Below are 26,981 nucleotides of genomic sequence, written 5' to 3'. Positions count from 1 at the left end.
TTTTTTTTAAAATGAAAAGGATGTTGCAAACTTTTGACGTTAATTTAATTTTTGTGTTTACTTTTGCAGTCTAAAATTGGGAACATGTATAGAAGTCATAATTGTGGTGAATTGAACGCCTCACATATCAATCAAGAAGTAACGCTAGCGGGATGGGTACAAAAATCGCGTGATAAAGGATTCATGAATTGGGTCGATCTAAGAGACCGTTATGGAATTACACAATTGATTTTTGACGAAAGTCGTACTGAAAAATCTGTTTTTGAATTAGCCAAAACCTTAGGAAGAGAATTTGTAATTCAGGTGAAAGGAACCGTGATCGAACGCGAGGCCAAAAACAGCAATATCCCAACTGGGGATATCGAAATTTTAGTAACTGAGTTAAACATATTAAATGCAGCACTAACGCCTCCATTTACTATTGAAGACGAAACCGATGGTGGCGAAGACATTCGAATGAAATACCGCTACTTAGACATTCGAAGAAATCCAGTAAAAAATAGTTTACTTTTCCGTCACAAAGTAGCGATGGAAGTTAGAAAATACCTTTCTGATTTAGATTTTTGCGAAGTGGAAACTCCTTATTTAATAAAATCTACTCCAGAAGGCGCTAGAGATTTCGTAGTTCCATCTCGAATGAATGAAGGACAGTTTTATGCGTTACCACAATCCCCACAAACCTTCAAACAATTATTGATGGTGGGGGGCATGGATAAATATTTTCAGATTGTAAAATGTTTCCGTGATGAAGACTTACGTGCCGACAGACAACCTGAGTTTACACAAATCGATTGTGAAATGGCATTTGTAGAACAAGAAGACATTTTAAATGTTTTTGAAGGACTTACTCGTCATTTATTAAAAGAAGTAAAAGGCATCGAAGTAGACAAATTCCCAAGAATGACCTACGATCATGCGATGAAAACCTACGGAAACGACAAACCAGACATTCGTTTTGGAATGGAGTTTGGAGAATTGAATGCTTTTGCACAACACAAAGAATTCTCTGTTTTCAATTCGGCCGAATTAGTTGTAGGTATTGCTGTGCCTGGTGCAGGAAACTATACGCGTAAAGAAATTGACGCATTGATTGACTGGGTAAAACGTCCACAAGTGGGTGCAAGCGGAATGGTTTATGTAAAATGCAACGATGACGGCACTTATAAATCATCTGTTGATAAATTTTACGATCAAGACGATCTAACGAATTGGGCAAAAACTACCGGTGCTAAAGCTGGAGACATGCTATTTGTATTGTCGGGTCCTGCTGACAAAACAAGAGCGCAACTTTCTGCTTTGCGTATGGAATTGGCAACACGCTTAGGCTTAAGAAAACCAGACGAATTTGCACCACTATGGGTAGTAGACTTCCCATTATTAGAATTTGATGAAGAAAGCGGACGCTACCATGCCATGCACCATCCATTTACTTCACCAAAACCCGAAGACATGCACTTGCTTGAAACCAATCCTGGAAAAGTAAGAGCCAATGCTTATGATATGGTCTTGAACGGTAACGAAATTGGAGGAGGTTCTATTCGTATTCACGATAAAGCCACTCAACAATTAATGTTCAAATACTTAGGTTTCACAGAAGAAGAAGCCAAAGCACAATTCGGATTCTTAATGGATGCGTTTCAATTTGGAGCACCACCTCATGGCGGTTTAGCTTTTGGATTGGATCGATTGGTAGCCATTTTAGGAGGACAAGAAACCATTCGCGATTTTATTGCTTTTCCAAAAAACAACTCTGGTCGCGATGTAATGATTGATGCCCCATCAGCTATAGATGTTTCACAATTAAACGAATTGCACATTCAATTACATTCAAAATAAAGCCTGAATAGTCTGTATATCAATATTTTTGAAAAAAAAGTAAGACAGGAATCGCTTTTGTATTGTATTAAAGATTACATTTGTCGCATTATAAATTATTATTATTATTACAATGCGTACAGGTACAGTTAAATTTTTCAATGAATCTAAAGGTTACGGATTCATTACAGACGAAGAAACAGGAAAAGACATTTTTGTTCATGCATCAGGCATCAAAGCGGAAGAATTACGCGAAGGTGACAGAGTAAGCTATGAAGAAGAAGAAGGAAGAAAAGGAAAAGTTGCTGCTCAAGTAGTAGTACTTTAAGCATAAAAATACGACACTATTTTTTGCAAAAAAGCAAAACGCTTCGATTAAGTTCGAGGCGTTTTTTTTTATTTTTAATGGATATTTTAAACACATTTCCAATTTTTATTTATAATCAATAAAAATTAGAATAGATTAACAATCGTTTAGAACCGAAAAAAAGCATTTCACTTGTGTTTTAATTCCTTGCAACCTATCTTTGTGGCTTGTTTAAGCAAGAAAAAAAACAACTATGCAAACTGAACAAATAAACTTCGTTCCTGTCCTAATGCAATTACTTCTAGTAGTAGGATTTGTAACTGCTATCATCATTATTTCTGGCAAATTAGGACCAAAAAGAAATTCAGCTAATAAAGATAAAAATTTCGAGTGTGGAATTGAATCGGTTGGAAATGCCAGAATTCCATTTTCAGTAAAATACTTTTTAGTAGCTATTCTTTTTGTACTTTTTGATGTAGAAGTTATCTTTTTATATCCTTGGGCTATCAATTTCAAGGAGTTAGGTATAGAAGGTATGGTAAAAATGCTTATTTTTATGCTTTTGTTATTAGTTGGTTTTTTCTATATTATCAAAAAGAAAGCCCTTGAGTGGGAATAAATAATAGAAATTGAATACTATATCAATTATGACAAATTCTAACACAAATATGGTTGCTCCTCCAGATGGAGTTGTTGGCGAAGGTTTTTTTGCAACTAAATTGAATGACGTTGTAGGATTAGCTAGAGCTAACTCATTATGGCCATTGCCTTTTGCTACTTCTTGTTGTGGTATCGAATTCATGGCAACTATGGCTTCTCATTATGATTTGGCCCGTTTTGGATCTGAAAGAGTAAGTTTTTCTCCAAGACAAGCCGATATGTTGATGGTTATGGGAACTATTTCCAAAAAAATGGGCCCAATTTTACGCCAAGTTTACGAACAAATGTCAGAACCAAGATGGGTAATTGCTGTTGGTGCCTGTGCTTCATCAGGTGGTATATTCGACACTTACTCTGTGCTTCAAGGAATTGATAAGGTAATTCCTGTTGACGTGTATGTTCCTGGATGCCCTCCAAGACCAGAACAAATCGTAGAAGGTGTGATGCAATTGCAAGAACTCGTAAAAAACGAATCGGTAAGAAGAAGAAGTTCCCCAGAATATCAAGAATTATTAGCTTCTTATAATATCAAATAAAAGATGGCATTAGAAACAACCGACATACAAGAAAAATTAGTAGCCGCTTTTGGAACGGCTGTTTATGAATTCAATCAAGATAAAGACATTTTTTCCTTTGAAGTTTCTTCAGATGTTATCAAAGCTGTGGTGCTTTTTTTAAAAAATGACCCACAATTGCGTTTTCATTTTTTAACCGATTTATGTGGTATTCACTACCCTGACAATGAAACTGAAAGACAATTTGCAGTAGTATATCATATGCACAACTGGTATGAGAACAAACGCATCCGAATTAAAACTTTTTTGAATGCCGATCAACCAGAAGTAAAATCAATTACAAATATTTTTCCTTGTGCCAATTGGATGGAGCGTGAAACCTACGATTTCTTTGGAATCAATTTCATAGGCCACCCTCAATTGAAACGAATTTTGAATATGGATGAAATGATTTCTTTTCCTTTGCGTAAAGAATTCCCAATGGAAGACAGCGGAAGAACGGATAAAGACGACAGATTCTTCGGAAGAACACCATCAAATTGCTAAAAAAAATTATAATTTTTCACATTAAATAAATGTCAGAACTATTATTATCTCCAGAGCATCGCTATGCTAAAATGATCAAAGAGCGTCATAATGAAGACGGAAGTGAACTTTCGATTCTGAATTTAGGGCCTACTCACCCGGCTACACACGGTATTTTTCAAAACATCTTATTGATGGATGGAGAAAAAATATTGGATGCTGAACCAACCATAGGATACATTCATAGAGCCTTTGAAAAAATAGCCGAAAATCGTCCGTTCTACCAAATTACAACACTTACCGACCGTATGAACTATTGTTCATCTCCTATAAACAATATGGGATGGTGGATGACTTTAGAAAAACTACTAGGTGTTGAAGTTCCCAAAAGAGCACAATACTTAAGAGTTATTGTAATGGAATTGGCTCGAATTACGGACCACTTGATTTGCAACTCGATTTTAGGAGTAGATACAGGCGCCTATACAGGCTTCTTATATGTGTTCCAATTTAGAGAAAAAGTATATGAAATCTACGAAGAAATTTGTGGTGCTCGTTTAACGACTAATATGGGAAGAATTGGCGGTTTCGAAAGAGATTGGTCGCCAAAAGCCTTTGAATTATTAAACACTTTCCTTGAAGATTTCCCCGTTGCTTGGAAAGAATTTGAAAACTTATTCGAAAGAAACAGAATCTTTATTGATAGAACTGTAAACGTAGGTGCCATAACTGCTGAACAAGCTTTAGCTTATGGATTTACGGGTCCAAATTTACGTGCAGCAGGTGTAGATTATGATGTTCGTGTGGCGCAACCTTATTCTTCTTACGAAGACTTTGATTTTATTGTACCAGTAGGAAAATCAGGAGATACTTACGACCGTTTTTGTGTTCGTAATGCCGAAGTTTGGGAAAGCTTGAGCATCATCAAACAAGCCTTAGCTAAAATGCCAGCTGGTAATGAATACCACGCTGATGTTCCTGAATATTATTTGCCTCCCAAACAAGATGTGTACACAACCATGGAATCTTTAATTTATCATTTCAAAATTGTTATGGGTGAAGTTCCAGTTCCTGTTGGAGAAGTATACCATCCGGTTGAGGGAGCCAATGGAGAAATTGGATTCTATTTAGTATCAGACGGAAGTAGAACACCGTATCGTTTGCATTTCCGTAGGCCTTGTTTTATTTATTATCAAGCCTATCCAGAAATGATTAAAGGTTCTATGCTTTCGGACGCGATAGTAATATTATCAAGTTTAAATGTTATCGCAGGAGAATTAGATGCTTAACGATTTTAAAGCAGTGCTTTTTTAGATTTAAGATTTAAAAAAACTTTGTGACTTTGAGCCTTTGCGGCAAACAATATAAAAATGGAAAGAAAACAGTACAATCAAGAAATAAACATGACTGAAGCATTGATGGAACGCATCAATGAACTCATCAGTCATTATCCTGAAGACAAAAGAAAATCAGCGCTATTGCCTGTTTTACATGAAGTTCAAGATGCTCATGACAACTGGTTAAGCATTGAACTACAGAATAAAGTAGCTGAAATTCTTCACATCAAACCCATCGAAGTCTATGAAGTGGTTACTTTTTACACCATGTTCAATCAAAGACCTGTTGGGAAATACATGTTTGAATTTTGCCAAACTTCGCCTTGTTGCTTGAATGGCGTAGAAAATTTAATGGACTACACTTGTGATAAATTAGGTGTTAAAGTTGGAGAACCTACAGCAGATGGCTTGTTCGAAGTAAGAGGAGTGGAATGCTTAGGAGCTTGTGGCTATGCACCAATGATGCAATTGGGTGATTTCTACAAAGAACATTTGACTGAAGAAAAAATCGATCAAATCATTACTGATTGCCGAGATAATAAAATAATATTACACGATAAATAAGATGTCACAAAAGATATTATTAGACAAAATCAATATTCCAGGAATAAAAACCTACGAAGTCTATCGTGCGAATGGAGGCTACGCTTCTGTTGAGAAAGCCTTAAAAACATTAACACCTGACGAAGTAGTTGAAGAAGTAAAAACTTCTGGACTTAGAGGCCGTGGTGGAGCAGGATTCCCAGCAGGAATGAAATGGAGTTTTATCGATAAAAAATCAGGTAAACCACGTCATTTAGTTTGTAATGCTGACGAATCTGAGCCAGGAACTTTCAAAGATCGTTTCTTAATGGAATATATTCCTCACTTGTTAATTGAAGGGATGATTACTTCTAGTTATGCACTAGGCGCTAATCGTTCTTACATCTACATTCGTGGTGAATACATGTGGGTTTACAAAATTTTAGAAAGAGCCATTGCTGAAGCAAAAGCGGCAGGATGGTTAGGAAAAAACATATTAGGAACAGGCTACGATTTAGAGCTACACGTTCACTGTGGTGGTGGAGCTTATATTTGTGGAGAAGAAACTGCTCTTATTGAATCTTTAGAAGGAAAACGTGGTAATCCACGTATCAAACCACCTTTCCCTGCGGTTTCTGGTCTTTGGGCTAATCCAACCGTAGTTAACAATGTAGAAACTATTGCTGCAGTGCCTTGGATTGTGAACAATTCTGGTGCTGATTATGCTAAAATAGGTGTAGGAAGATCTACAGGAACCAAATTAATCTCCGCTTCTGGACATATCAAAAACCCAGGGGTTTATGAAATAGAACTAGGATTAAGCGTATACGAATTCATGAATTCTGATGAATATTTAGGAGGAATGAGCTCTGACCGTCCTTTGAAAGCATTTGTACCAGGAGGAAGTTCGGTGCCAATTTTGCCAGCTAACTTAATCTACAAAACTGCCGCAGGCGAAGACCGATTGATGACGTATGAGTCATTGAGTGATGGTGGTTTTGCTACGGGTTCTATGTTAGGTTCTGGTGGATTCATCGTGTATAATGATACTAGTTGTATTGTTAGAAATACTTGGAATTTTTCTCGTTTCTACCACCATGAAAGTTGTGGACAATGTACACCTTGCCGTGAAGGTACTGGCTGGTTAGAAAAAGTATTGCACCGTATCGAAAACGGACACGGACGCGAAGAAGACATTGATTTGTTGTTGAGTATTCAGAGCAAAATCGAAGGAAATACTATTTGTCCATTAGGTGATGCGGCCTCATGGCCAGTAGCTGCGGCTATTCGCCATTTTAGAGACGAATTTGAATACCATATTCGTTTCCCAGAAAAAATAAAGAACAGAGATCATTTTGTTGCAGAACCTTTTGAACAGGTGAAGCACTTAGTTGGTAAAGTAACAGTTTAAGTTAGAAGTCAGAAGTTAGAAGGTAAAAGTGCATGACACTTGAACTTTAAACTTTTAAACATAAAAAAAATGAAAGTAACAATAGACGGTCAGTCCATAGAAGTAGAACCAGGAACAACCATCCTACAAGCCGCTCGTATGATTGGTGGAGATGTAGTTCCGCCAGCGATGTGTTATTATTCTAAACTAAAAGGGAGCGGTGGTAAATGCCGTTGTTGTTTAGTTGAAGTATCCAAAGGAAGTGAAGCTGACCCAAGACCCATGCCAAAATTAATGGCATCTTGTGTAACAGGCTGTATGGACGGGATGGAAGTAAACAGCAAATCTTCTGAAAGAGTTACCGAAGCAAGAAAAGCGGTAACGGAGTTTTTACTCATCAACCACCCATTAGATTGCCCAATATGTGACCAAGCTGGAGAGTGTGATTTACAGAACTTAAGCTTTGAACACGGAAAATCTCAAACTCGTTATATTGAAGAAAAAAGAACATTTGAACCAGAAGATATTGGTCCAAATATTCAACTACATATGAATCGTTGCATTTTGTGCCAAAGATGTGTACAAGTTGCCGACCAACTAACAGACAATCGCGTACACGGTGTAGTAGACAGAGGAGACCATGCTAATATCTCTACTTGTATTTCTAAAGCGATTGACAATGAATTCTCAGGAAACATGATTGATGTGTGTCCTGTTGGAGCATTGACTGACAAAACCTTCCGTTTTAAATCGAGAGTTTGGTTTAACAAACCTTATAATGCACACAGAGAATGTACTACACCTGGATGTTGTGGTAAAACTACAGTTTGGATGTTTGGTGGCGAAATTCAACGTGTGACAGGAAGAAAAGACGAGTACCACGAAGTAGAAGACTTCATTTGCAACACTTGTCGTTTTGATAAGAAAAATGTAAATGATTGGGTAATTGAAGGACCAAGAGTGTTTGAAAAAGATTCTGTAATCAACCAAAATAATTACACCAAAACAGAAAAAGTAATCATCAATACAGAAGAAAATATCTTGTTAGGTAGAGCTCAAGACCGTAAAAAAATCAGTATGGCTGAGATTGATTACAATGAAAAAATTGATGGCAATTTAATAGATTCGAACAAAAATGGATAGTACTTTTATAATAGAAAAAAGTGTTGTAATCGTAGTTGTATTTGCAATTACTATGCTTGTGGCTATGTATTCTACATGGGCAGAACGTAAAGTTGCAGCATTTTTACAAGACCGTGTAGGTCCAAACAGAGCCGGATGGGGTGGTTTATTTCAACCTTTGGCTGATGGTTTGAAACTTTTTGCTAAAGAAGAATTTGAGCCTAATACGCCTAACCGCTTTTTGTTTTTTGTTGGTCCTGGTATTGCTATGGGAACTGCTTTAATGACCAGTGCTGTTATTCCTTGGGGCGACCGTTTGCATATTTTTGGAAAAGACATTTTACTTCAAGCTACAGATATCAATATTGGTCTTTTATACTTTTTTGGAGTAGTTTCAATTGGGGTATACGGAATTATGATTGGTGGATGGGCTTCTAATAATAAATTCTCATTGATGGGAGCTGTTCGTGCGGCTTCTCAAATGGTATCATACGAGGTGGCTATGGGATTATCCATGATTGCTTTATTGATGATGACAGGAACTTTGAGTTTAAGAGAAATTTCGGATCAACAAGCTGGAATGAACTGGAATGTATTCTACCAACCGCTTTCGTTTTTAATCTTTTTGATTTGTGCTTTTGCAGAAAGTAATCGTACTCCATTTGACTTACCAGAATGTGAAAGTGAATTAATTGGTGGTTACCATACGGAATATTCTTCTATGAAAATGGGATTCTACTTATTTGCTGAATATGCTAATATGTTTATCTCATCGACTATATTGTCTATTTTGTTCTTTGGTGGGTATAATTATCCAGGAATGGCGTATGCTGTTGAAAACTGGGGAGTGAATATTGGTAATAGTATCGGAATAGTTGTTTTATTTGCAAAAATATTCGGATTCATCTTTTTCTATATGTGGGTACGATGGACCATCCCAAGATTTAGATACGACCAATTGATGCACTTAGGTTGGAGAATTTTGATTCCACTTTCGATTATCAATATTATCATTACTGGAATTGTTATTTTGAGAGCAGATATTGCTGCTTATTTAGGATTCTAATTTAATTACGAAGAGCCCTAGCCCTGATAGCAGCGGCATCCTTTTGTTTTTTTCTTTAAAAAACAAAAGATATAGCGGATAGCAGGATTAGCTTTAAATAAAAAGAAAAAATGTCAATAGAAACTATATCATTATCGGGTAGAAAAAAGATGGTTTCCAATAAGGAGATGACCTTTTTGGAACGCTTGTATCTTGTAGCGATCGTTAAAGGGTTGTTTATTACCATCAAACACTTTTTTAAGAAAAAAGCAACAATACATTATCCAGAGCAAGTGCGTACTATGAGTCCTGTATATAGAGGACAGCACATGCTTAAGCGAGATGAACAAGGTAGAGAAAACTGTACCGCTTGTGGTTTGTGTGCCTTATCTTGCCCTGCAGAAGCGATTACCATGAAAGCAGCTGAACGAAAACCAGATGAACTGCATTTATATCGTGAAGAAAAATATGCCGAAATCTATGAAATTAACATGTTGCGTTGTATTTTTTGCGGCTTATGTGAAGAAGCTTGTCCAAAGGACGCTATTTATTTAACCCTTTCTAAAGAATTAGTGCCAGCTAGCTACAAAAGAGAAGATTTCATTTTTGGTAAAGATAAATTAGTAATGCCTTTAGAAATGGCTATTAAAAACACTCAACTTAAAAACCCTAACTAATGTCTACAGTACTCCTAGTTTTTTGCCTGTTAGGTTTTATCACTTTGTCAAGTGCATTTTTAACCATTTTTACAAGAAAACCGATACACAGTGCCATTTATTTGGTCATTTGTTTCTTTTCTATTGCAGGCCACTATTTATTATTGAATGCACAATTTTTAGCCATAGTTCATATTATTGTTTATTCGGGGGCTATCATGATTTTGTTTTTGTTTACCATCATGTTAATGAACTTGAACAATGAGGATGAAGTACATAAACCAAGAATAACTAGATTAGGTGCCATAGTGTCCTTTTGTTTAGTTTGTTTGATTTTGATTGCTATTTTTACCAATTCAAAACCAATCGTTGGAGAGTATGTGGCGACAGGTGAAGATTTCCAGTCCATCAATGTTTTGGGTAAAATTCTATTAAACGAATATATGGTTCCGTTTGAATTCGCCTCTATTTTGTTATTGACAGCTATGATAGGAACGGTTCTATTGTCTAAAAAAGAAAAATTAGAAAAGTAAGATGAATAATATTTTAAACCAGATTGGTATCGAAAACTACATCTTTTTGAGTGTCATACTTTTTTGTATCGGCATCTTTGGAGTTTTATACAGACGAAATGCCATCATTGTTTTTATGTCGATTGAGATTATGTTGAATGCCGTGAATTTACTTTTTGTAGCTTTCTCTACGTATCACCAAGACGCGCAAGGACAAGTTTTTGTGTTTTTCTCAATGGCGGTAGCGGCAGCAGAAGTAGCTGTTGGACTTGCGATTTTAGTTTCTATTTTTAGAAATCTAGGGTCGATTAGTATCGATAATTTAAAAAACTTAAAAGGATAAATGGAAATGAATACCAACATAGCATTAGTCTTAGTTCTAGCTCCTTTAGTAGGCTTTTTAATCAATGTGTTTTTTGGAAAAAATTTAGGAAAAACAGTTTCGGGAGCTCTTGGAACTTTGACCGTTTTAGTATCGTTTATCGCTACTTGCTTTTTCTTCAGTACAGTTTCTTCATCAAAAGAAGCAATACAAATTTCATTATTTGATTGGATTCAGATAGGAACATTTAAAATTGATTTAGGTTTTTTAATTGACCAACTTTCAGTATTGTGGTTGCTTTTTGTAACGGGTATTGGTTCGTTGATTCACTTATACTCTATTAGTTATATGCATGATGATGAAAATATGCACAAGTTTTTTGCGTATTTGAATCTGTTTGTGTTTTTCATGATTACTCTTGTTATTGGAAGTAACTTATTGGTTTTATTCATCGGATGGGAAGGTGTTGGGCTTTGCTCTTACTTACTTATTGGTTTTTGGTATAAAAATCAAGACTATAATGATGCTGCCAAAAAAGCTTTTATTATGAACAGAATTGGTGATTTAGGTTTATTGATTGGAATCTTTATTTTAGGAAGACAATTCAATACTTTAGATTACACTTCTTTAAAAACTATTATTTCAGGTGCTTCAGAAATCAACTTATATGCTGTTGCAGTAGCTGCTTTTGCTCTATTTATTGGAGCTTGTGGTAAATCTGCACAGATTCCGTTGTACACTTGGTTACCAGACGCGATGGCTGGACCAACACCAGTTTCGGCTTTGATTCACGCTGCAACGATGGTAACTGCGGGTATCTTTATGATTACTCGTTTGAATTTCATCTTTGATTTAGCTCCAGACGTTCAAAACATCATTGCTATAGTGGGTGCTATAACTTCTCTTGTAGCCGCAACTATTGGATTAGCACAAAATGATATCAAAAAAGTATTGGCCTATTCTACCGTTTCTCAATTGGGATTGATGTTCTTGGCTTTGGGATTAGGTGCTTATGAAGTAGCCGTTTTCCATGTTATCACTCATGCTTTTTTCAAAGCTTGTTTGTTCTTAGGTTCTGGTTCTGTAATTCATGCTTTGCATGGCGAACAAGACATGCGCAACATGGGTGGTTTACGTAAAGTTATGCCAGTAACTTTCATAACGATGTTAGTTTCTTCTCTAGCGATTTCAGGTGTTCCTTTGTTTTCAGGGTTTTTCTCTAAAGATGAGATTTTGTTAACTGCTTTTCACCACAACATTCCTTTATGGGTAATTGGTTCTGTGGCATCTATTATGACTGCTTTTTATATGTTCCGTTTGCTTTTCCTAACTTTCTTCAAGGAGTTTAGAGGAACCGAAGAACAAAAACATCACTTACACGAAAGTCCTGCCTTAATTACTGTGCCTTTGATCATTTTAGCCATTTTGGCCACTTTTGGTGGATTGATAAGTTTACCCGGAGATAGCTGGTTGAACCATTATTTGATTCCAATACTACCAAAGTTAGCTACTGCTGAACATCATTTAGGTACAACAGAATATACTTTAATGGCTGTTGCAGTAATTGGAGGATTAGTAGGTATTGCAATTGCTTACTTCAAATACATCAAAAATGACACAGTACCGCCAGTGGATGCTGAAATCACTGGGTTTACAAAAGTCGTGTACAACAAATATTATGTTGATGAATTGTATGATACGCTTTTTGTAAAAACAACTAATGCTTTGTCTCGCTTCTTTAGAGATTATGTTGAAACAGGTATTTCTAGCTTTGTTTTTGGTCTTGGAAAAGTAACTAACGAATTAGGATTTTATGGAAGAAAAGTACAAAATGGAAGTGTAGGTTTATACCTTTTTGCTTTTGTTTTGGGGCTTTGCGCGATTATTTCCTTTTTATTTTTAGCACAATAATACACACATACTATGAACGTATCTCTTATATTACTATTACTTTTAATTGGCGCTTTAGTCACTTATTTGGCTGGTGACAAACTCGCTTCAAAGGTAGCCTTGTTGTTTGGACTAGCTACATTTGGAGCTTCAATTGTGCTTTTGAATCAGTATAATGCAGGTGAAAACATTAGTTTAATAGCAAATTGGATTAATCAACCTAAAGTGATTTTTGCTCTAAAAGCAGATGGATTATCATTAGCTATGCTATTATTAACTACAGCTTTAACTCCTATAATTATTTATTCATCTTTTGGGAATGACCTAAAAAATGCCAAATCATTTTATGCCTTAGTTTTATTTATGGCTTTTGCAATGGTGGGTACGTTTTTAGCCTCAGACGGACTTTTATATTACATTTTCTGGGAACTAGCATTGTTACCTATTTACTTTATTGCTTTAGTTTGGGGTAATGGTGATGCTGAGGAACGCAAAAAAGCAGTAGTTAAATTCTTTATCTATACACTTGCAGGTTCTTTGTTTATGTTGGTTGCCTTTGTTTATATGTACCAACAAGCGGGAAGCTTTTTACTAGAAGATTTATATAAATTAAACTTAACTGCTTCTGAACAAAAATGGATTTTCCTAGCTTTCTTCGGAGCTTATGCTATCAAAATACCATTAATTCCATTCCATACTTGGCAAGCTAATGTGTACCAAAAAGCACCAACTGTTGGTACGATGTTACTTTCAGGTATTATGCTAAAAATGGGATTGTACAGCGTACTGCGTTGGCAATTGCCTTTATCTAGAATTGCAGCTAAAGAATATATGCCAATTTTTATCGCTATAGGTATTGCTGGTGTTGTTTATGGCTCAATTGTAGCGCTAAGACAAAAGGATTTAAAAAAATTATTGGCTTATTCTTCCTTAGCTCACGTTGGGTTAATCGCTGCTGGAGCTTACACTTTAACCATCGATGGATTTAGAGGAGCTGTTTTGCAAATGATTGCTCACGGATTTGTAGTGGTAGGTCTTTTCTTTGCTGCTGAAATTATTTTCAGAAGATATGAAACAAGAGCCATTTCAGAAATGGGAGGTATTCGTGCTTTAGCACCAAAATTTACTTCTTTGTTTTTAATTTTAGTGTTGGCCTCTGTTGCTTTACCTACTACTTTCAACTTTGTTGGGGAATTTACCGTTTTGTATAGCTTATCTCAAATCAACATTTGGTTTGCCATCTTGGGTGGTACAACCATAATTTTTGGAGCTTATTATATGCTTAAAATGTTCCAATATGTTATGCTAGGTGAAACAAATACCAAAACGTTTTATCCTCTTTCATTAAGCGAAACCATAACGTTACTAAGTATAGTTGTTGTACTGTTCTTTTTTGGATTGTATCCAAAACCAATTACAGACTTAATTACACCAAGTCTAGATGAAATTTTAAAACAAATCAATAAGATTTAGGAATTTAATAATTAGGGATTTTGAGATAAAACGAGTTATTGTCAACTACTTTTTAAATCAAAAATCCTGAATCAAAAAATCAAAAATGAATACATTAATAGCTATAATAGGATTAGGTGTTTTATGCCTTTTATTTGAAATTCTTGATTTCAGAAAAGCAATTATTCCTGTAACCATCATTGGATTATTAGGTGTACTTGGCTTAACCGTTGCCGATTACAATGCACCTGCTTCTTATTACAACAACATGATTTCGGTCAATAATTTCTCTGTTACTTTTTCGAGTTTATTTATTGTACTTACCCTATTTTTAGTGGCATTAAGCCATAATTTTTACGAAAATCATCAAACGAAGTTATCTGATTTCATTGCCATTAAAATATTCTTATTGTCAGGAGCGGTTGCTATGGTTTCTTTTGGAAACTTAGCTATGTTCTTTTTAGGCATAGAAGTTTTATCTATTTCATTATACATACTCGCAGCAAGTAACCGTATGAATGTGAAAAGCAATGAAGCCGGTATGAAATACTTTTTGATGGGTTCTTTTGCTTCAGGAATCATTCTTTTTGGTATTTGCCTTGTTTACGGTGCTATGGGTAGCTTTGATATAAACGAGATCAGTGAATTATCACCTTCTGCCGAATTGCCAATTTGGTTCCCTATTGGTATTGTACTATTGACTATAGGGATGTTGTTTAAAGTCGCTGCCGTACCGTTTCATTTCTGGGCACCCGATGTTTACGAAGGTTCTCCTTCAATGATCACGGCGACCATGAGCACTTTAGCAAAGGTTGTAGCTATGGCAACTTTATTTAAACTACTATCAGCATTGAATGCCGATCTAAATTATAATTTCCAATTAGTACTTGTCATATTATCAATTGCTTCGATGACAGTAGGTAATATCATGGCGCTTAAACAGAGTAATGTAAAACGAATGTTGGCTTTTTCAGGTATTTCTCATGCTGGTTTTATGATTATGACTTTGTTAAGTATCGGAACAGCTGCTGGAAGTTTATTGTACTATGCAACTGCTTATTCTTTAGCGGGTATTGGTGCCTTTAGCGTGCTTCTATATGTATGCAAAAACCAAAACAACGAAGATATTACTAATTTCCATGGTTTAGGAAAAACCAATCCTTTGTTAGCAGCTGTTTTAACCGGTTCATTATTGTCTATGGCAGGTATTCCAATCTTTTCAGGTTTCTTCGCAAAATTGGCTCTTTTCAATCAAACTATCGAAGCAGGCTATTTAGTGGTAGTTATTGTTGCCGTAATCAACTCTATCATAAGTGTAGGGTATTACTTCAAATTAATTTTGGCGATGTACAGCAAAGAACCTAACCAAACTAGAACTGGAACACCAATTTTGATTTATACTGTTGCGCTATTCGCATTAGTAGCAAACATTGTCCTTGGTCTTTTCCCATCGATAATAATCGATTTACTATAAAATTTATCCAAATAGTATTTGATGAGGGGCTTTAAGCTCCTCATTTTTTTTATACACAATCATGAAAACTAACAATAAAACAAGCTTTAACACAACACTTTGTAGAATAGAAAATATGAAAACGATATAGTGATTCAATAATCATAATAATCTCATTTACAATTAATTTAGTATAAAAAATCATAGGTTTTCGATCTTACATTTTGTAATTTAGTGACAACAAAAAGTGATGCTTTTATCATTTAGATTCACACAACAAATTACCAATATTACAACTTATGAAGTCAGCAATAGAAGCAATTGGAATCCAGAAAACAAGAGATGATTTGCGTTTTGCAATGTCATGTTACAAAGAAATGCTTACCGATTTATATGAAAATGAAATTGCCAATTTAATTCAAAATTCATCTTCGGAAAGATTAGACAACAAAAATCTAAAAGTTGCCGATGAAAAATTAATCCAAGCCTTAAGCATTTACTTTCAATTGACGAATTTAGTCGAAGAAAATGCAGCTACCCAATTTAGGCGAAATTTAGAAAAAGAAATTGGCATTGCCGCTATTCGTGGATCTTGGGGAGAAACATTAACCCTATGGAAAGAACAAGGTTTGAGTGAAGAAGAAATGATAGACGTTATTTCTTCTTTAAATGTCATGCCTGTTTTAACCGCACATCCTACCGAAGCTAAACGTGTTTCGGTTTTGGAATTACATCGCGAATTATACCTTCTGCTAGTAAAAAACGAGAATACTATTTGGACGGCAACAGAACGAAATACCATTAAAGAGAAAATAAAATTTTTATTAGAGCGTTGGTGGCGTACTGGTGAAGTGTATCTTGAAAAACCAGATTTAATAGCAGAACGAAATAATGTACTGTATTATTTCAGCAAGGTTTTACCACTGGCCTTACAACGAAGTGATGAATTATTGAAAAACTCATGGAAAACCATGGGTCTAAATCCCAATAAACTTAGCAAGCCTGAGCAATTTCCATTATTGCAATTTGGAAATTGGGTGGGCGGAGATCGAGATGGTCATCCCTTTGTTACACCAGAAGTAACCAAAAGCACCTTACAACTCCTAAGAAACACAGCACTGAAATTATTACAAGAAAAAATCATAGCATTCAGTGCAAGTATGACCTTATCGAGCACCAACAATAAAGTGCCAATTGTATTAGAAAAAGCAATTGAAGAAAAAGTAACGCTACTAGGCAAAGACGGAATAAACGCTGTGGCTAGAAATCCTATGGAGCCTTGGAGACAATTTATCAATTTACTTTTACTAAAAGTAGAAAATACCCTATCTGAAAAAAATGATGTACAGAGTAACTACTACAAAAATACAAGTGAATTACAAGCCGATTTAAAAATCATTAGAACTTCCCTAGAAGAAATAAATGCTTATAAAATTGCGGATGAACTTTTGTTTCCTATAGAGCGCCATTTGCAATGTTTTGGATTTCATCTCGCAAAATTAGATATTCGACAAAATAGTACATACTACGAAATTGCAGTCAATCAGATGTTAACTACAGCTGGGTATGAAGATGCTAATTTCAGCAATTGGACAGAAGAAAAACGAATAGCATTTTTAACCAATGAATTACAAACCAATAGACCCTTTGTGGTTGCAGGAACAACATGTGGTACTGAAGCAGATAGCGTTTTGGGGTATTTTAAAGTGCTACGTCAACATACAGATCAGTATGGGACTGATGGTATCGGTACTTTGATTGTCTCCATGACAAGACAGTTGAGTGACCTATTGGTCGTGTATCTTTTTATGCGAGAAGTAGGAATTTTATATAGAGACATAAAAGTAGCTCCATTATTAGAAACCATACAAGATTTAGAAAATGGAAATGATATTTTAGACACTTTCTTAAATCATCCCGTTACCTTGAAACGAATGCAATTCATGAGCAAAGTTCAAGAAGTCATGCTTGGCTATAGTGACAGTAACAAGGATGGAGGAATCGTAGCGAGTAGATGGAACATTCATAAAGCAGAAAAAAAACTAACAGAAATTGGCGACAAAAACAAGGTAAAACTTTGCTTTTTTCACGGAATAGGGGGTACCATAAGTCGTGGTGGTGGACAATATAATCGATTTCTAGAAAGTATGCCTTCCAAAGCTGTTTCTGGCAACATAAAACTAACGATTCAAGGTGAAACCATCGCCCAACAATTTGCCAATCCCTTAAATGCTACCTATAATCTTGAAATGCTTCTTTCAGGAGCCGCAAGACAAACCATGCGCGGAAGAATGACCTCACAAGGAAGTGACTTTCCCTTTGCAACTATTGAAAAATTGGCCACATGGTCTGAAGAATATTTTCAAAAATTAATTGGGCATCCTGATTTTATCACGTTTTATTCTGAAGCCACACCTATTGATGTTTTAGAACATAATAAAATTGGATCCCGACCAGCTCGAAGAACAGGCAAACGCTCGTTAGCAGATTTAAGAGCTATTCCATGGGTCTTTAGTTGGAACCAATCACGCTTCAATATTACCGGTTGGTTTGGGCTTGGGTATGCCATCAAAAAACTAAAAGAAGAAGTTCCAAGTGAATATGAAATTTTAAAAAATACCTTAAATCAGTGGGCGTTTTTAAAATACATGCTCATACATATTGAAACCAATCTAATTATTGCCGATCCTGAGATTATGAAAGAATATGCCGCTTTAGTAAAAGATTCGGGCATTAAAGATCACTTCTTAACTATGATTCTTCAAGAACATAATGATGGTAAAAAACAAATAGAACTCCTGTTCGACGAACCATTAGAGAAAAGAAGAATTAACCAATTAGAGAATTTGAATAAAAGAAAAAATGAATTGAGTATTTTACATCATCTACAAGTAAAGTACATCAAAGAATGGCGTGAACTGAAAGAGGAACAACCAGAAAAAGCAGAAAAAATACTCACTAAATTATTGTCATTAATCAATTCTATCTCAAGTGGACTAAAAAGTACGGGTTGATACCATAACTCGATTCCCTTTGTTCAAACCGATGCTATTTTGTAATAGTATCGGTTTTGGATTTTGATAAGTATAAGGAACAAATTTTGACTGCTTTTCACAGACTGCTGATAACTATAAACCATTCCAAAATGCATAAAAATTAATTAAAAAAATAGTGATATGAGAAATTTTAAAGTTTTTATGTTCGCATTTATAATTGGTTCACTACCACCAAATATCGGTTTTGCTCAGGAAATTAATGATTATTATAATCCAATAGTATGAGTTATATAATGGTTGATATAGAATCTGATGGACCAATACCAGGTGATTATTCCATGATTTCATTTGGTGCTGTTCTTGTTGATGAAAAATTAGACAAAACATTTTATGGCAAATTAAAACCGATATCTGAAAAATGGGATCCCAATGCTTTGGCTGTTTCAGGTCACACAAGAGAAGCTACTTTACAATTTGATGAACCTGAAAATGTTATGAATGAATTTAACAAATGGATAAAAAGTAATTCAAAAGGGAGGCCAATATTTATAAGTGATAATAACGGATTTGACTGGATGTTTATATGTTGGTATTTTCATCATTTTATTAATGAAAATCCATTTGGATTTACGTCAAGACGTCTTGCTGATTTATATTGTGGCATAGAAAAAGACACATTTGCAAAATGGAAACACTTGAGAAAAACCGCTCATACACATAATCCAGTTGATGATGCAATGGGAAATGCCGAAGTTCTTTTGATGATGAAAAATGAAATGGGGTTAAAAATTAGTTTACAATAAAACCACTTTTGCGCTTAAGATTTCGATACATAAACAGCCGAAATAGCGAATAAACTCTAAATCTGCATTAGACTTCGTAGCGAAACAGAAGTATTCAATTAAAGCAAGAGCTAAGGGATTATTTTTGAAAAGACATCAAAGATTGCATTTGACCAAAATAACTATAGCAAAAACAAATGAAATTCATTCACTGAATTACACTGCAAAATATAATCATGGTGAAGTAATTAAGTTGTTGTAGATTTCTAATACTTATTCTGGGTAAAATAGCCGTAGGGGGCTTGCTGTGACTTGCGCTTATTTTCCTTATTTTTGGTGCATGACTTCAGAGACTACTGTGCAATACGATTATATTTTTACTGGTGCAGGCTTGGCGGCTTTGATGACGGCCTACAAAATGGTATCGTCTCCTGCTTTCCAAGACCAAACCCTTTTGTTACTTGACGAAGATGCCAAAAAAGCGAATGATCGTACTTGGTGTTTTTGGAGTACTTCGCCCAGTATTTGGGATGGTGCCGTGGCGAAGCATTGGGACGTGGCTTGGTTTGCTTCGCAAGCTTACAGTCGGAACTTGCCTTTGCAGCCGTATCGCTATCAAATGATTCGGGGAATTGATTTTTACCTCCAAGTGTTGGCTTTGTTGCAGCAACATCCGAAGGTGACTTTTGTGCAGGAAAAAGTAACCGACATAGAAGAAACCGAACAGCAAATTTTTGTAAAAACCACGGAAGCGGTCTATTTCGGAAAGCGCGTGTTGAACAGTATTTACAATCCTGCTTTGGTGGCGCATCAAAAAGAATATCCTGTGCTGCAACAGCATTTTGTGGGGTGGTTTGTGCAAACGAACGAGCCGGTTTTCACCGCAGAGAAACCTACGTTTATGGATTTTTCGGTGGCGCAAAAAGGGAATACGCGTTTTATGTATGTGTTGCCTACTTCGGCTACCGAGGCTTTGGTAGAATACACGCTTTTTTCGGCTACGCTCTTGCCGAAAGACGAATACGAAACCGCCATCAAAGACTACTTACAGCAACTCGGAGTGACGAGTTATGCCATTCAAGAAAAAGAGCAAGGGAGCATTCCAATGACCTGTTATCCGTTTTGGAAAGCAAATACGAAGAATGTCCTGAATATCGGCACCGCTGGAGGCTGGACGAAAGCGAGTACGGGCTATACTTTTAGAAATTCGGATAAAAAATCGGATGCGTTAGTACAGTTTTTGCAACGCGATTTGCCATTTACCGCCTTGGGAAAAAGAACTAAATTTTGGTGGTACGATTTGTTGTTGTTGGATATACTAGACCGCAGGAACGAATTGGGAAGTGTTATTTTTTCCAAGTTGTTCCAAAAAGGAAAACCCGATTTGATTTTTAAATTTTTAGACGAAGAGACTTCTTTTTTCGAGGACTTACAAGTAATCTGGAAATGTCCAAAAATGCCTTTTCTTAAAGCGTTGGTGAGGGTAGTGTTTCGATTAAAATAGTTTTTTTAACCGCGAAGTTCGCAATGGTTTACGCAAGGGTCGCAAAGTTTTAATTCGTGACCATTCGTGAAATTCGTGTTTTTTCTCTCAAGGACGCAAAGTTTTAATTTTATTTTAATTTGTGTCAATTCTTGAAATTCGTGTTTCTTTCTTTACATTTGCAACAGATGACAAACAAAGCTTTCATATCGAGACTCATTTTGCTGGTTTTGTTGGCGACTATGGTTTTTCAAACCAAGCATAGTTATGCCCATTTGATAGAGCAGCTAGAAGCTCCGATTTGTCATCACGAAAACACGACTTCAAAAAAACAAATCACACACGCGCATCATTATGCGCAACCTTGTTCGGTTTGTGCTTATTCTGTTAACAGTTTCTTACCGCCTTCTTCCTTTTTTTGGGAAAATAGCGAGGCTGTAACCTATAGTAAAACGACTAAGTTTTATCTATCTTCAACCTTTACTTGCTACTCAGGAAGTTTATTTGCGTTACGGGCACCGCCTGTAATATAGTTTTTTTAAGGAAGTGAACGGACCTTTGGTAGTCTATAATTTGTGATTAAAGAACATTTTGTAGTCAATTCAATAGCGTTTACTTCACTTTAATACGTCATTTTCGAGACTCGGGAATGACAATAATCCTATTTTAATTTTTTTTGAATATCAAAATGCGAGCAAAAAGCTATAGTGTTTTCGTGTTCTTTTGGTTTACGGCTTTGGTTTTTTCACAAAACAAACTGAGCGGTACCATTACTACTGAAACGAAAAAAAACCTTGAAGGTTGTCACGTACACATTGGAAATAAAACGGTAAACACCAACAAAAAAGGGTTTTACGAAATCAAAGACTTGCCTTCTGGTACGTTGAAGGTGTCGTTGTCCTATGTGGGCTATCAAACTATTGACACGGTGATTACGTTGGCATCGGATAGGGAATTGAATTTTGTTATGAAGCAAAATACAGAGGCTTTGTATGAAGTTTTGGTGAAGCAAAAAAACACGACACCCAATCAGTCGGTGCTGGAACAAAAAGTAAAAGCTGCTACGATTGAGAAGTTTAGTAATCAGTCCTTGGGCGATGTTTTGCAAGAAGTAGCTGGTGTTTCGGGTTTAAAGACAGGAAGCACCGTGGTTAAACCTATCGTAAACGGTATGTTCGGAAGCCGAGTGCCTATCATCAACAACAACGTCCGTATGCAAGATCAAGAGTGGGGAACAGAACACGCTCCCAATTTTGACATCAATGCCGCGGGAAAAATAACGGTCATTAAAGGCGCTTCAGGCTTACAATACGGTGGCGACGCTGTGGGAGGTTTGGTTATTTTAGAACCTATTCAAGTCCGAAAAGACACTTTGTTTGGAAGAACGATGCTCAATTTGGCTTCCAACGGAAGAGGTGGGTCGGTTACATCAAGTTTACACAAAGGCAATGACCTAGGCTGGAGCTGGAACGTACTCGGTACCTTCAAATATATGGGAGATCGTGAAGCACCGGATTATGTTTTGTCGAATACAGGCAACCGTGAATCGAATTTTACGGGCGATGTAAAGTATACTGGAAAAGACTATTTCCTGTCAGGATTTTATAGTTACTACAATGCTACTATCGGAATTTTGAGCGCTTCTCATACGGGAAGTATTAATGATTTGTATAACTCAATCAATAACCAAAAACCTTCGGTAATCAAGGATTTTGCCTATACTATCGACAATCCAAAACAAGAAGTGCAACACCATTTGGCGAAGTTGAATTATCAGTACTATTTTGATGAGACGGCTTCTCTTTCTTCGCAATATTCTTTTCAATTTAACAAACGATTGGAATTTGATGTAAGAAGAGGTTCCTACAATAATCTAGCGGCTTTGGATTTGGAATTGTCTACACACAATCTGAATGTAGATTTCAAGAAAACCTACCACGATTGGCATTTGAAATCTGGAGTAAATGCAGGTTTCCAAAATAACTTTGCTAGTCCTGCTACGGGTATTCGTCCGTTGATTCCCAATTACGAAAAGCTAGATGCTGGAGTTTATGGAATAGCAAGTGTTTCTTTATCAGACGGTTTGGTTCTAGATGGTGGTTTGCGCTATGATTTTTCAAAAGTAGCTGCCAAAAAGTTTTATTATAAAAGCAGATGGACCGAAAGAGGTTATGATGTTCTTTTTCCACAATTTGTGGTAAGAGAAGAGGGAGACCAAATTTTGGCACACCCTAGTTTTATTTTCCATAACCTATCGGCTAGTCTTGGTTTTAGAAAAACGTTTGACAAGCAATGGGACTGGTATACTAATATTAGTTTGGCTACGAGAAATCCCAATCCATCGGAATTTTTCAGTGATGGATTGCATCACTCTACAGGGATCATTGAATTAGGGGATTTGGCACTGAAAAAAGAGCAATCGTTAAAATTGTCCACAACATTACAAAAAGCTTGGACAGCTTTTTCATTCGAATTCAATCCTTACATTCATGCGGTACAAAACTATATGTTTCTTCGTCCGATTGGTGCCGAAACGACCATTCGAGGGGCTTTCCCAGTTTGGGAGTACCAACAAACCAAAGCGCTTTTGGGAGGAGTTGATGTGCAAACCAATTGGACAATCAGTTCGCAATGGCAACATCGTTTTACGATGGCTTACATCAAAGGGGATGATCTAGACAATGTCGAACCGTTGATCGATATGCCTCCTTTTCATTTTACCAATTCCATCGAGTTCAAGAAAAAAGAATGGCATGAGTTATTGTTGGAGTTGAAGAGTGAGGTTGTGATGAGACAACAGTCGTTTCCTAACAACAATTTCGATATTAACATTGTAGATGGAAATGGGAATTTAACGCCAGCTTTATTAGACATCAGTACGCCGCCAGCAGGGTATCATTTGCTTCATTTTTACAGTGAAATGAAATTCAATACGTTTTACAAAACCACGACTACACTTGGGTTTTCTGTTCAAAATATATTCAATACAAGTTACAGGGATTATCTCAATCGCCAACGCTTCTTCGCAGATGAAGTAGGGCGCAATTTTCAAATTCAAATAAAATTTAATTACTAATTATAACTTATTTTAAACCAATGAAAAATTCAAAAATTTTAGCTTTAGCCTTACTTACAGTATTTTCTTTTTCTTCTTGTAACAATGATGATCCAGAAGTAGTAAATGAAGAAGAAGTAATCACAACAGTTACCACTACACTTACAGCAGGTAGCTCGGTAATCACTTTAACCTCAAGAGATTTAGATGGCGATGGTCCAAAAGCACCAGTTGTGACCGTTTCAGGAAATTTAAAAATCAACACAACCTATACTGGAGCGACCACTTTCTTGAATGAAACAGTTACTCCTGCTGATGATATTACTGTTGAGGTGAAAGAAGAGGGTGATGAGCACCAATTGTTTTATCAGGCTCCTGTGGCAGTTGGAACTTTTACTTACACTGATACCGATAAAAATGGAAAACCAATTGGTTTGACTTTTACCTTAAAAACTGGAGCCGCTGCTACTACAGGAAATATTACCGTAGTTTTGAGACACCTACCAGCCAAAAGTGCTTCAGGTGTAGCAGCAGGTGATATCACTAATGCTGGTGGAGCTACAGATGCTTTAGTTACTTTTCCGGTTGCTGTAGTGAATTAGTATTTTGTCACTTCAAAAGCGTATAAAGCGTTGCATTTTGCAGCGCTTTTTTTATTGTAATTTATCAAAAGTATTGGGACTAAAAAATCCATCGTTTGCGTTAGTAAGTTTTCTAATAATTAAGGGGTTACTGTTTTTATTGCTTTTAAAAAGTGGTAAATTTGAGGCACTCAAACTTAAAGGTTATGGAAGAAGTAAATAAACCCAGTAAATATGAATTAGGTGAAATGCTTTTAGAAATCGGCTCCATTTTGATGGTTTCAGGAGCGAATACCGAAAGAGTGAAAGTAACCATAAGTAGAATCGCTGGAGCTTTTGGTTGTGATTCGGAACTTATGATAACGAATCACGCATTAATGATTACCTTGAATTATCACGATAAAAACAAAACATTTACCAACGTAAAATGGGTGCCCAACATGCACCTAAATTTCAATCTGATTTCTGAAATCAGTATTATGAGTTGGAAAATTGTTTTCGAAAAATGGAGTGTAGAGCGAATTAATCAGGAACTTGCCGTTTTGAATAGAAAGCCCTTGTATCCACGTTTCTTAGTATTGACACTTGTAGCATTAGCAGGGGCGTCTTTTTGTAGATTGTTTGGAGGGGATTGGGTAGAAATGGTAGCTTGTTTCGTAGCCTCTTTTGTTGGATTATATGTACGACAAGAAGCTATGAAAATGAAATTCAATTTTTATTTATGCGTCTTTTTTGCCTCTACAACTGCTGCATTACTTTCTGGTTTTTACTTTTATCTCAATCCAGGACTTACCTATATACATGCGCTCTCAACCTCAGTCTTGTTTTTAATTCCGGGTGTTCCCATGATTAATTCTTTCTCTGATTTAATTGATGGTAATATTTTAAATGGGATTACTAGAGGGGTAAATGTGTTGATTATTGCCTTTGCTATAGCTTTAGGTTTGTTGCTCTCAGTGTTAATTTATAATTTTTAAAGGATGGACTTGGTATTATTTTTTGAAAAAGGACTTTGGTTAGGAATAGCAGCCTTGGGATTTGCGCTATTGTTTAATGTTCCCAAAAGAGCTTTGTTTCCTGTTTTTATTATTGGTTCTTCAGGCGGATTAATGAAATTTTTTATGATGGATGAGCTAACCATAGTTGTTTTGCCCACTTTTTGTGGAGCTACTTTAATTGGCTTTTTAAGTGTTGCGGCAGCTCATCGTTGGAAAACCCCTCCCATTTCTTTTGCTATCCCAGCCGTTATCCCTATGATTCCTGGTTTTTTTGCCTATAAAGCTATGATTGGTGTTATTCAATTAACGGCAGAAAAAGACCCTGAAAAATATTCCAAATTATTTTTTGAAACCTTTAATAATGGGCTGACCACACTCTTTGTGTTAATAGTTTTGGCTATTGGTGTAGCGCTCCCGCTTTTACTTGCTAGAAAAACTACCGTGAAGCGTGTTCAGTCCAATGAAGAAGGTACTTTTTTATAAAATAGCACTTTTTTGTACGCTAAAATTATGCTAAATCAGGAGTTTTTTCTTAAGATTTTCTTATATTTGAGAAATAACATTAATTTATTCTAAAGATGAAAGTACAAATCAACACCGACAAAAATATCGAAGGACACGAGCGAGTAGAAGCTTACTTTTCTGGTGAATTAAAAAAATCTTTAGCACGTTTTGAAGATAAAATTACCCGTATCGAAGTGCATTTTGGAGACGAAAATAGTACTAAATTTGGGGTAGATGATAAACGTTGCTTGATTGAGGTTCGTGTGGCCAATAGCCAACCTATTGCTGTAACGGATCATTCCAGTACATTAGAAAAAGCATTTCATGGTGCGTTAGATAAAGTGAAACGTACTTTAACATCTACTTTCGAAAAACAAAAAGCATACTAGCGAAATATCCATCGCATTCTATTTAGTTACTAAAGGCAATATCATGCAAATGAGTTGCCTTTTTTTATATTTATTGCCAATACTCAAGAAAACCATATACTTTTGTGATACAATCAACGAACTAACTTCTTAAAAATATGACAACTAAAATTTCAATCTTTCTACTGATGTTTATCGGAATTTGTTCCACTACGGTGCGAGCTCAAGTCTTAGAAAAGGAAAAAATCGCCGCTACACTCGATGCTTGGCACCAAGCAGCAGCACAAGCGAAATTTGAGGCTTATTTTGGATTAATGAGCCATGATGCCATCTTTATTGGAACCGATGCCAAAGAGAATTGGAGCAAAACCGCTTTTCAAGCTTTTGCAAAACCTTATTTTGATAAAGGAAAAGCTTGGAGTTTTACGGCTATTGAGCGTCATATTTTTTTAGATCCCACAGGTAAATTGGCTTGGTTTGACGAGTTGCTGAGTACGCAAATGAAAATTTGTAGAGGTTCTGGAGTAGTAGAAAAAGTAGGTAAGGAATGGAAAATAAAACATTATGTGCTTTCTATGACCATTCCAAACGAAAATGTAGACGAAGTGGTGAAAATCAAAACGCCTATAGAAGATGGTGTTATGAAAAAATTGACAACCAAAGAATAAAACGTTTTTGTTAGCGAATTAGT

General features: G+C 36.0%; 26 protein-coding genes. All 26 read left to right on the top strand.

Annotated elements, in window-relative coordinates; translation table 11 throughout:
- The first annotated feature begins 84 nt into the window (after positions 1 to 84).
- The 26 genes from aspS to ACSVH5_RS05965 all read left to right on the top strand — a co-directional run bounded on the left by aspS (position 85) and on the right by ACSVH5_RS05965 (position 26,958).
- Positions 85 to 1,836: an aspartate--tRNA ligase gene (gene aspS / locus ACSVH5_RS06090; protein ID WP_438060560.1), complete on the top strand. Its 1,752-nt coding sequence runs from the start codon at positions 85 to 87 to the stop codon at positions 1,834 to 1,836.
- 112 nt (positions 1,837 to 1,948) lie between these two features.
- Positions 1,949 to 2,143: a cold-shock protein gene (locus ACSVH5_RS06085; protein WP_024979890.1), complete on the top strand. Its 195-nt coding sequence runs from the start codon at positions 1,949 to 1,951 to the stop codon at positions 2,141 to 2,143.
- 232 nt (positions 2,144 to 2,375) lie between these two features.
- Positions 2,376 to 2,741 (top strand): NADH-quinone oxidoreductase subunit A, encoded by a 366-nt coding sequence (locus ACSVH5_RS06080; protein WP_438060559.1) that lies wholly within the window; start codon positions 2,376 to 2,378, stop codon positions 2,739 to 2,741.
- A gap of 28 nt (positions 2,742 to 2,769) precedes the next feature.
- The gene (locus ACSVH5_RS06075) at positions 2,770 to 3,318 is read left to right on the top strand and encodes an NADH-quinone oxidoreductase subunit B (RefSeq protein ID WP_438060558.1); all 549 of its coding nucleotides are present in this window, start codon (positions 2,770 to 2,772) and stop codon (positions 3,316 to 3,318) included.
- A 3-nt stretch (positions 3,319 to 3,321) separates the two neighbouring features.
- Positions 3,322 to 3,843 (top strand): NADH-quinone oxidoreductase subunit C, encoded by a 522-nt coding sequence (locus tag ACSVH5_RS06070; RefSeq protein WP_438060557.1) that lies wholly within the window; start codon positions 3,322 to 3,324, stop codon positions 3,841 to 3,843.
- A gap of 29 nt (positions 3,844 to 3,872) precedes the next feature.
- Complete coding sequence (locus tag ACSVH5_RS06065) at positions 3,873 to 5,111, top strand: NADH-quinone oxidoreductase subunit D (RefSeq protein WP_438060556.1); 1,239 nt, start codon at positions 3,873 to 3,875, stop codon at positions 5,109 to 5,111.
- Between the two features lie 81 nt (positions 5,112 to 5,192).
- Complete coding sequence (locus tag ACSVH5_RS06060) at positions 5,193 to 5,723, top strand: complex I 24 kDa subunit family protein (RefSeq protein ID WP_438060555.1); 531 nt, start codon at positions 5,193 to 5,195, stop codon at positions 5,721 to 5,723.
- A 1-nt stretch (position 5,724) separates the two neighbouring features.
- Positions 5,725 to 7,092, top strand: coding sequence for an NADH-quinone oxidoreductase subunit NuoF (nuoF, locus tag ACSVH5_RS06055; RefSeq protein ID WP_438060554.1), 1,368 nt, complete (start codon positions 5,725 to 5,727; stop codon positions 7,090 to 7,092).
- A gap of 69 nt (positions 7,093 to 7,161) precedes the next feature.
- Complete coding sequence (locus tag ACSVH5_RS06050; protein ID WP_438060553.1) at positions 7,162 to 8,214, top strand: 2Fe-2S iron-sulfur cluster-binding protein; 1,053 nt, start codon at positions 7,162 to 7,164, stop codon at positions 8,212 to 8,214.
- Positions 8,207 to 9,259: an NADH-quinone oxidoreductase subunit NuoH gene (gene nuoH / locus ACSVH5_RS06045; protein WP_438060552.1), complete on the top strand. Its 1,053-nt coding sequence runs from the start codon at positions 8,207 to 8,209 to the stop codon at positions 9,257 to 9,259. Before ACSVH5_RS06050 ends, nuoH begins: the two co-directional genes overlap by 8 nt.
- Before the next feature lie 110 nt (positions 9,260 to 9,369).
- Complete coding sequence (locus tag ACSVH5_RS06040) at positions 9,370 to 9,915, top strand: NuoI/complex I 23 kDa subunit family protein (protein ID WP_438060551.1); 546 nt, start codon at positions 9,370 to 9,372, stop codon at positions 9,913 to 9,915.
- Positions 9,915 to 10,427 (top strand): NADH-quinone oxidoreductase subunit J family protein, encoded by a 513-nt coding sequence (locus ACSVH5_RS06035; RefSeq protein WP_438060550.1) that lies wholly within the window; start codon positions 9,915 to 9,917, stop codon positions 10,425 to 10,427. Before ACSVH5_RS06040 ends, ACSVH5_RS06035 begins: the two co-directional genes overlap by 1 nt.
- A 1-nt stretch (position 10,428) precedes the next feature.
- Positions 10,429 to 10,749 carry an NADH-quinone oxidoreductase subunit NuoK gene (nuoK, locus tag ACSVH5_RS06030; protein ID WP_064715342.1) on the top strand — a complete coding sequence of 107 codons (321 nt, stop codon included), beginning with the start codon at positions 10,429 to 10,431 and terminating at the stop codon, positions 10,747 to 10,749.
- Positions 10,750 to 10,755: 6 nt separating this feature from the next.
- Positions 10,756 to 12,639 (top strand): NADH-quinone oxidoreductase subunit L, encoded by a 1,884-nt coding sequence (gene nuoL / locus ACSVH5_RS06025; RefSeq protein WP_438060549.1) that lies wholly within the window; start codon positions 10,756 to 10,758, stop codon positions 12,637 to 12,639.
- A 12-nt stretch (positions 12,640 to 12,651) separates the two neighbouring features.
- Positions 12,652 to 14,091 carry a complex I subunit 4 family protein gene (locus ACSVH5_RS06020; protein ID WP_438060548.1) on the top strand — a complete coding sequence of 480 codons (1,440 nt, stop codon included), beginning with the start codon at positions 12,652 to 12,654 and terminating at the stop codon, positions 14,089 to 14,091.
- Positions 14,092 to 14,176: 85 nt separating this feature from the next.
- Positions 14,177 to 15,544 (top strand): NADH-quinone oxidoreductase subunit N, encoded by a 1,368-nt coding sequence (locus ACSVH5_RS06015; RefSeq protein WP_438060547.1) that lies wholly within the window; start codon positions 14,177 to 14,179, stop codon positions 15,542 to 15,544.
- Positions 15,545 to 15,822: 278 nt separating this feature from the next.
- On the top strand, positions 15,823 to 18,537 hold the full coding sequence (locus tag ACSVH5_RS06010) for a phosphoenolpyruvate carboxylase (RefSeq protein ID WP_438060546.1): 2,715 nt from the start codon (positions 15,823 to 15,825) through the stop codon (positions 18,535 to 18,537).
- 263 nt (positions 18,538 to 18,800) lie between these two features.
- Positions 18,801 to 19,322: a 3'-5' exonuclease gene (locus ACSVH5_RS06005; RefSeq protein WP_438060545.1), complete on the top strand. Its 522-nt coding sequence runs from the start codon at positions 18,801 to 18,803 to the stop codon at positions 19,320 to 19,322.
- A gap of 319 nt (positions 19,323 to 19,641) precedes the next feature.
- Positions 19,642 to 20,805, top strand: a complete 1,164-nt coding sequence (locus ACSVH5_RS06000; protein ID WP_438060544.1) for a lycopene cyclase family protein — start codon at positions 19,642 to 19,644, stop codon at positions 20,803 to 20,805.
- Positions 20,806 to 20,972: 167 nt separating this feature from the next.
- Positions 20,973 to 21,317, top strand: coding sequence for a hypothetical protein (locus ACSVH5_RS05995; RefSeq protein WP_438060543.1), 345 nt, complete (start codon positions 20,973 to 20,975; stop codon positions 21,315 to 21,317).
- 155 nt (positions 21,318 to 21,472) lie between these two features.
- Positions 21,473 to 23,860: a TonB-dependent receptor gene (locus ACSVH5_RS05990; protein WP_438060542.1), complete on the top strand. Its 2,388-nt coding sequence runs from the start codon at positions 21,473 to 21,475 to the stop codon at positions 23,858 to 23,860.
- A 20-nt stretch (positions 23,861 to 23,880) separates the two neighbouring features.
- Positions 23,881 to 24,441: a type 1 periplasmic binding fold superfamily protein gene (locus ACSVH5_RS05985; protein ID WP_438060541.1), complete on the top strand. Its 561-nt coding sequence runs from the start codon at positions 23,881 to 23,883 to the stop codon at positions 24,439 to 24,441.
- A 185-nt stretch (positions 24,442 to 24,626) separates the two neighbouring features.
- Complete coding sequence (locus ACSVH5_RS05980; protein WP_438060540.1) at positions 24,627 to 25,397, top strand: threonine/serine ThrE exporter family protein; 771 nt, start codon at positions 24,627 to 24,629, stop codon at positions 25,395 to 25,397.
- 3 nt (positions 25,398 to 25,400) lie between these two features.
- Positions 25,401 to 25,901 (top strand): threonine/serine exporter family protein, encoded by a 501-nt coding sequence (locus ACSVH5_RS05975; protein ID WP_438060539.1) that lies wholly within the window; start codon positions 25,401 to 25,403, stop codon positions 25,899 to 25,901.
- A gap of 95 nt (positions 25,902 to 25,996) precedes the next feature.
- Positions 25,997 to 26,311: an HPF/RaiA family ribosome-associated protein gene (locus ACSVH5_RS05970; protein WP_438060538.1), complete on the top strand. Its 315-nt coding sequence runs from the start codon at positions 25,997 to 25,999 to the stop codon at positions 26,309 to 26,311.
- Between the two features lie 137 nt (positions 26,312 to 26,448).
- Positions 26,449 to 26,958, top strand: coding sequence for a nuclear transport factor 2 family protein (locus tag ACSVH5_RS05965; protein WP_438060537.1), 510 nt, complete (start codon positions 26,449 to 26,451; stop codon positions 26,956 to 26,958).
- The last annotated feature ends 23 nt before the right edge of the window (positions 26,959 to 26,981 follow it).

Origin of the sequence: Flavobacterium sp. RSSA_27 (genome assembly GCF_051547125.1) — a bacterium.
Lineage (GTDB): Bacteria > Bacteroidota > Bacteroidia > Flavobacteriales > Flavobacteriaceae > Flavobacterium.
The sequence above is the reverse complement of the archived record's forward strand: the minus strand, read 5'-3'. Positions and strand labels throughout refer to the sequence as shown.

What these genes read in the sequence shown, in the direction of transcription:
- ACSVH5_RS05985 (WP_438060541.1), top strand. Translation starts at nt 23,881, where the DNA reads ATGAAAAATTCAAAAATTTTAGCTTTAGCCTTACTTACAGTATTTTCT.
- ACSVH5_RS05995 (WP_438060543.1), top strand. Translation starts at nt 20,973, where the DNA reads ATGACAAACAAAGCTTTCATATCGAGACTCATTTTGCTGGTTTTGTTG.
- ACSVH5_RS05975 (WP_438060539.1), top strand. Translation starts at nt 25,401, where the DNA reads ATGGACTTGGTATTATTTTTTGAAAAAGGACTTTGGTTAGGAATAGCA.
- ACSVH5_RS06005 (WP_438060545.1), top strand. Translation starts at nt 18,801, where the DNA reads ATGAGTTATATAATGGTTGATATAGAATCTGATGGACCAATACCAGGT.
- ACSVH5_RS06050 (WP_438060553.1), top strand. Translation starts at nt 7,162, where the DNA reads ATGAAAGTAACAATAGACGGTCAGTCCATAGAAGTAGAACCAGGAACA.
- nuoF (WP_438060554.1), top strand. Translation starts at nt 5,725, where the DNA reads ATGTCACAAAAGATATTATTAGACAAAATCAATATTCCAGGAATAAAA.
- ACSVH5_RS06015 (WP_438060547.1), top strand. Translation starts at nt 14,177, where the DNA reads ATGAATACATTAATAGCTATAATAGGATTAGGTGTTTTATGCCTTTTA.
- ACSVH5_RS05965 (WP_438060537.1), top strand. Translation starts at nt 26,449, where the DNA reads ATGACAACTAAAATTTCAATCTTTCTACTGATGTTTATCGGAATTTGT.
- nuoL (WP_438060549.1), top strand. Translation starts at nt 10,756, where the DNA reads ATGAATACCAACATAGCATTAGTCTTAGTTCTAGCTCCTTTAGTAGGC.
- ACSVH5_RS06085 (WP_024979890.1), top strand. Translation starts at nt 1,949, where the DNA reads ATGCGTACAGGTACAGTTAAATTTTTCAATGAATCTAAAGGTTACGGA.
- ACSVH5_RS06020 (WP_438060548.1), top strand. Translation starts at nt 12,652, where the DNA reads ATGAACGTATCTCTTATATTACTATTACTTTTAATTGGCGCTTTAGTC.
- ACSVH5_RS06000 (WP_438060544.1), top strand. Translation starts at nt 19,642, where the DNA reads ATGACTTCAGAGACTACTGTGCAATACGATTATATTTTTACTGGTGCA.
- nuoK (WP_064715342.1), top strand. Translation starts at nt 10,429, where the DNA reads ATGAATAATATTTTAAACCAGATTGGTATCGAAAACTACATCTTTTTG.
- ACSVH5_RS06035 (WP_438060550.1), top strand. Translation starts at nt 9,915, where the DNA reads ATGTCTACAGTACTCCTAGTTTTTTGCCTGTTAGGTTTTATCACTTTG.
- aspS (WP_438060560.1), top strand. Translation starts at nt 85, where the DNA reads ATGTATAGAAGTCATAATTGTGGTGAATTGAACGCCTCACATATCAAT.
- ACSVH5_RS06070 (WP_438060557.1), top strand. Translation starts at nt 3,322, where the DNA reads ATGGCATTAGAAACAACCGACATACAAGAAAAATTAGTAGCCGCTTTT.
- ACSVH5_RS06075 (WP_438060558.1), top strand. Translation starts at nt 2,770, where the DNA reads ATGACAAATTCTAACACAAATATGGTTGCTCCTCCAGATGGAGTTGTT.
- ACSVH5_RS06080 (WP_438060559.1), top strand. Translation starts at nt 2,376, where the DNA reads ATGCAAACTGAACAAATAAACTTCGTTCCTGTCCTAATGCAATTACTT.
- ACSVH5_RS05970 (WP_438060538.1), top strand. Translation starts at nt 25,997, where the DNA reads ATGAAAGTACAAATCAACACCGACAAAAATATCGAAGGACACGAGCGA.
- ACSVH5_RS05980 (WP_438060540.1), top strand. Translation starts at nt 24,627, where the DNA reads ATGGAAGAAGTAAATAAACCCAGTAAATATGAATTAGGTGAAATGCTT.
- ACSVH5_RS06040 (WP_438060551.1), top strand. Translation starts at nt 9,370, where the DNA reads ATGTCAATAGAAACTATATCATTATCGGGTAGAAAAAAGATGGTTTCC.
- ACSVH5_RS06065 (WP_438060556.1), top strand. Translation starts at nt 3,873, where the DNA reads ATGTCAGAACTATTATTATCTCCAGAGCATCGCTATGCTAAAATGATC.
- ACSVH5_RS06010 (WP_438060546.1), top strand. Translation starts at nt 15,823, where the DNA reads ATGAAGTCAGCAATAGAAGCAATTGGAATCCAGAAAACAAGAGATGAT.
- ACSVH5_RS06060 (WP_438060555.1), top strand. Translation starts at nt 5,193, where the DNA reads ATGGAAAGAAAACAGTACAATCAAGAAATAAACATGACTGAAGCATTG.
- nuoH (WP_438060552.1), top strand. Translation starts at nt 8,207, where the DNA reads ATGGATAGTACTTTTATAATAGAAAAAAGTGTTGTAATCGTAGTTGTA.
- ACSVH5_RS05990 (WP_438060542.1), top strand. Translation starts at nt 21,473, where the DNA reads ATGCGAGCAAAAAGCTATAGTGTTTTCGTGTTCTTTTGGTTTACGGCT.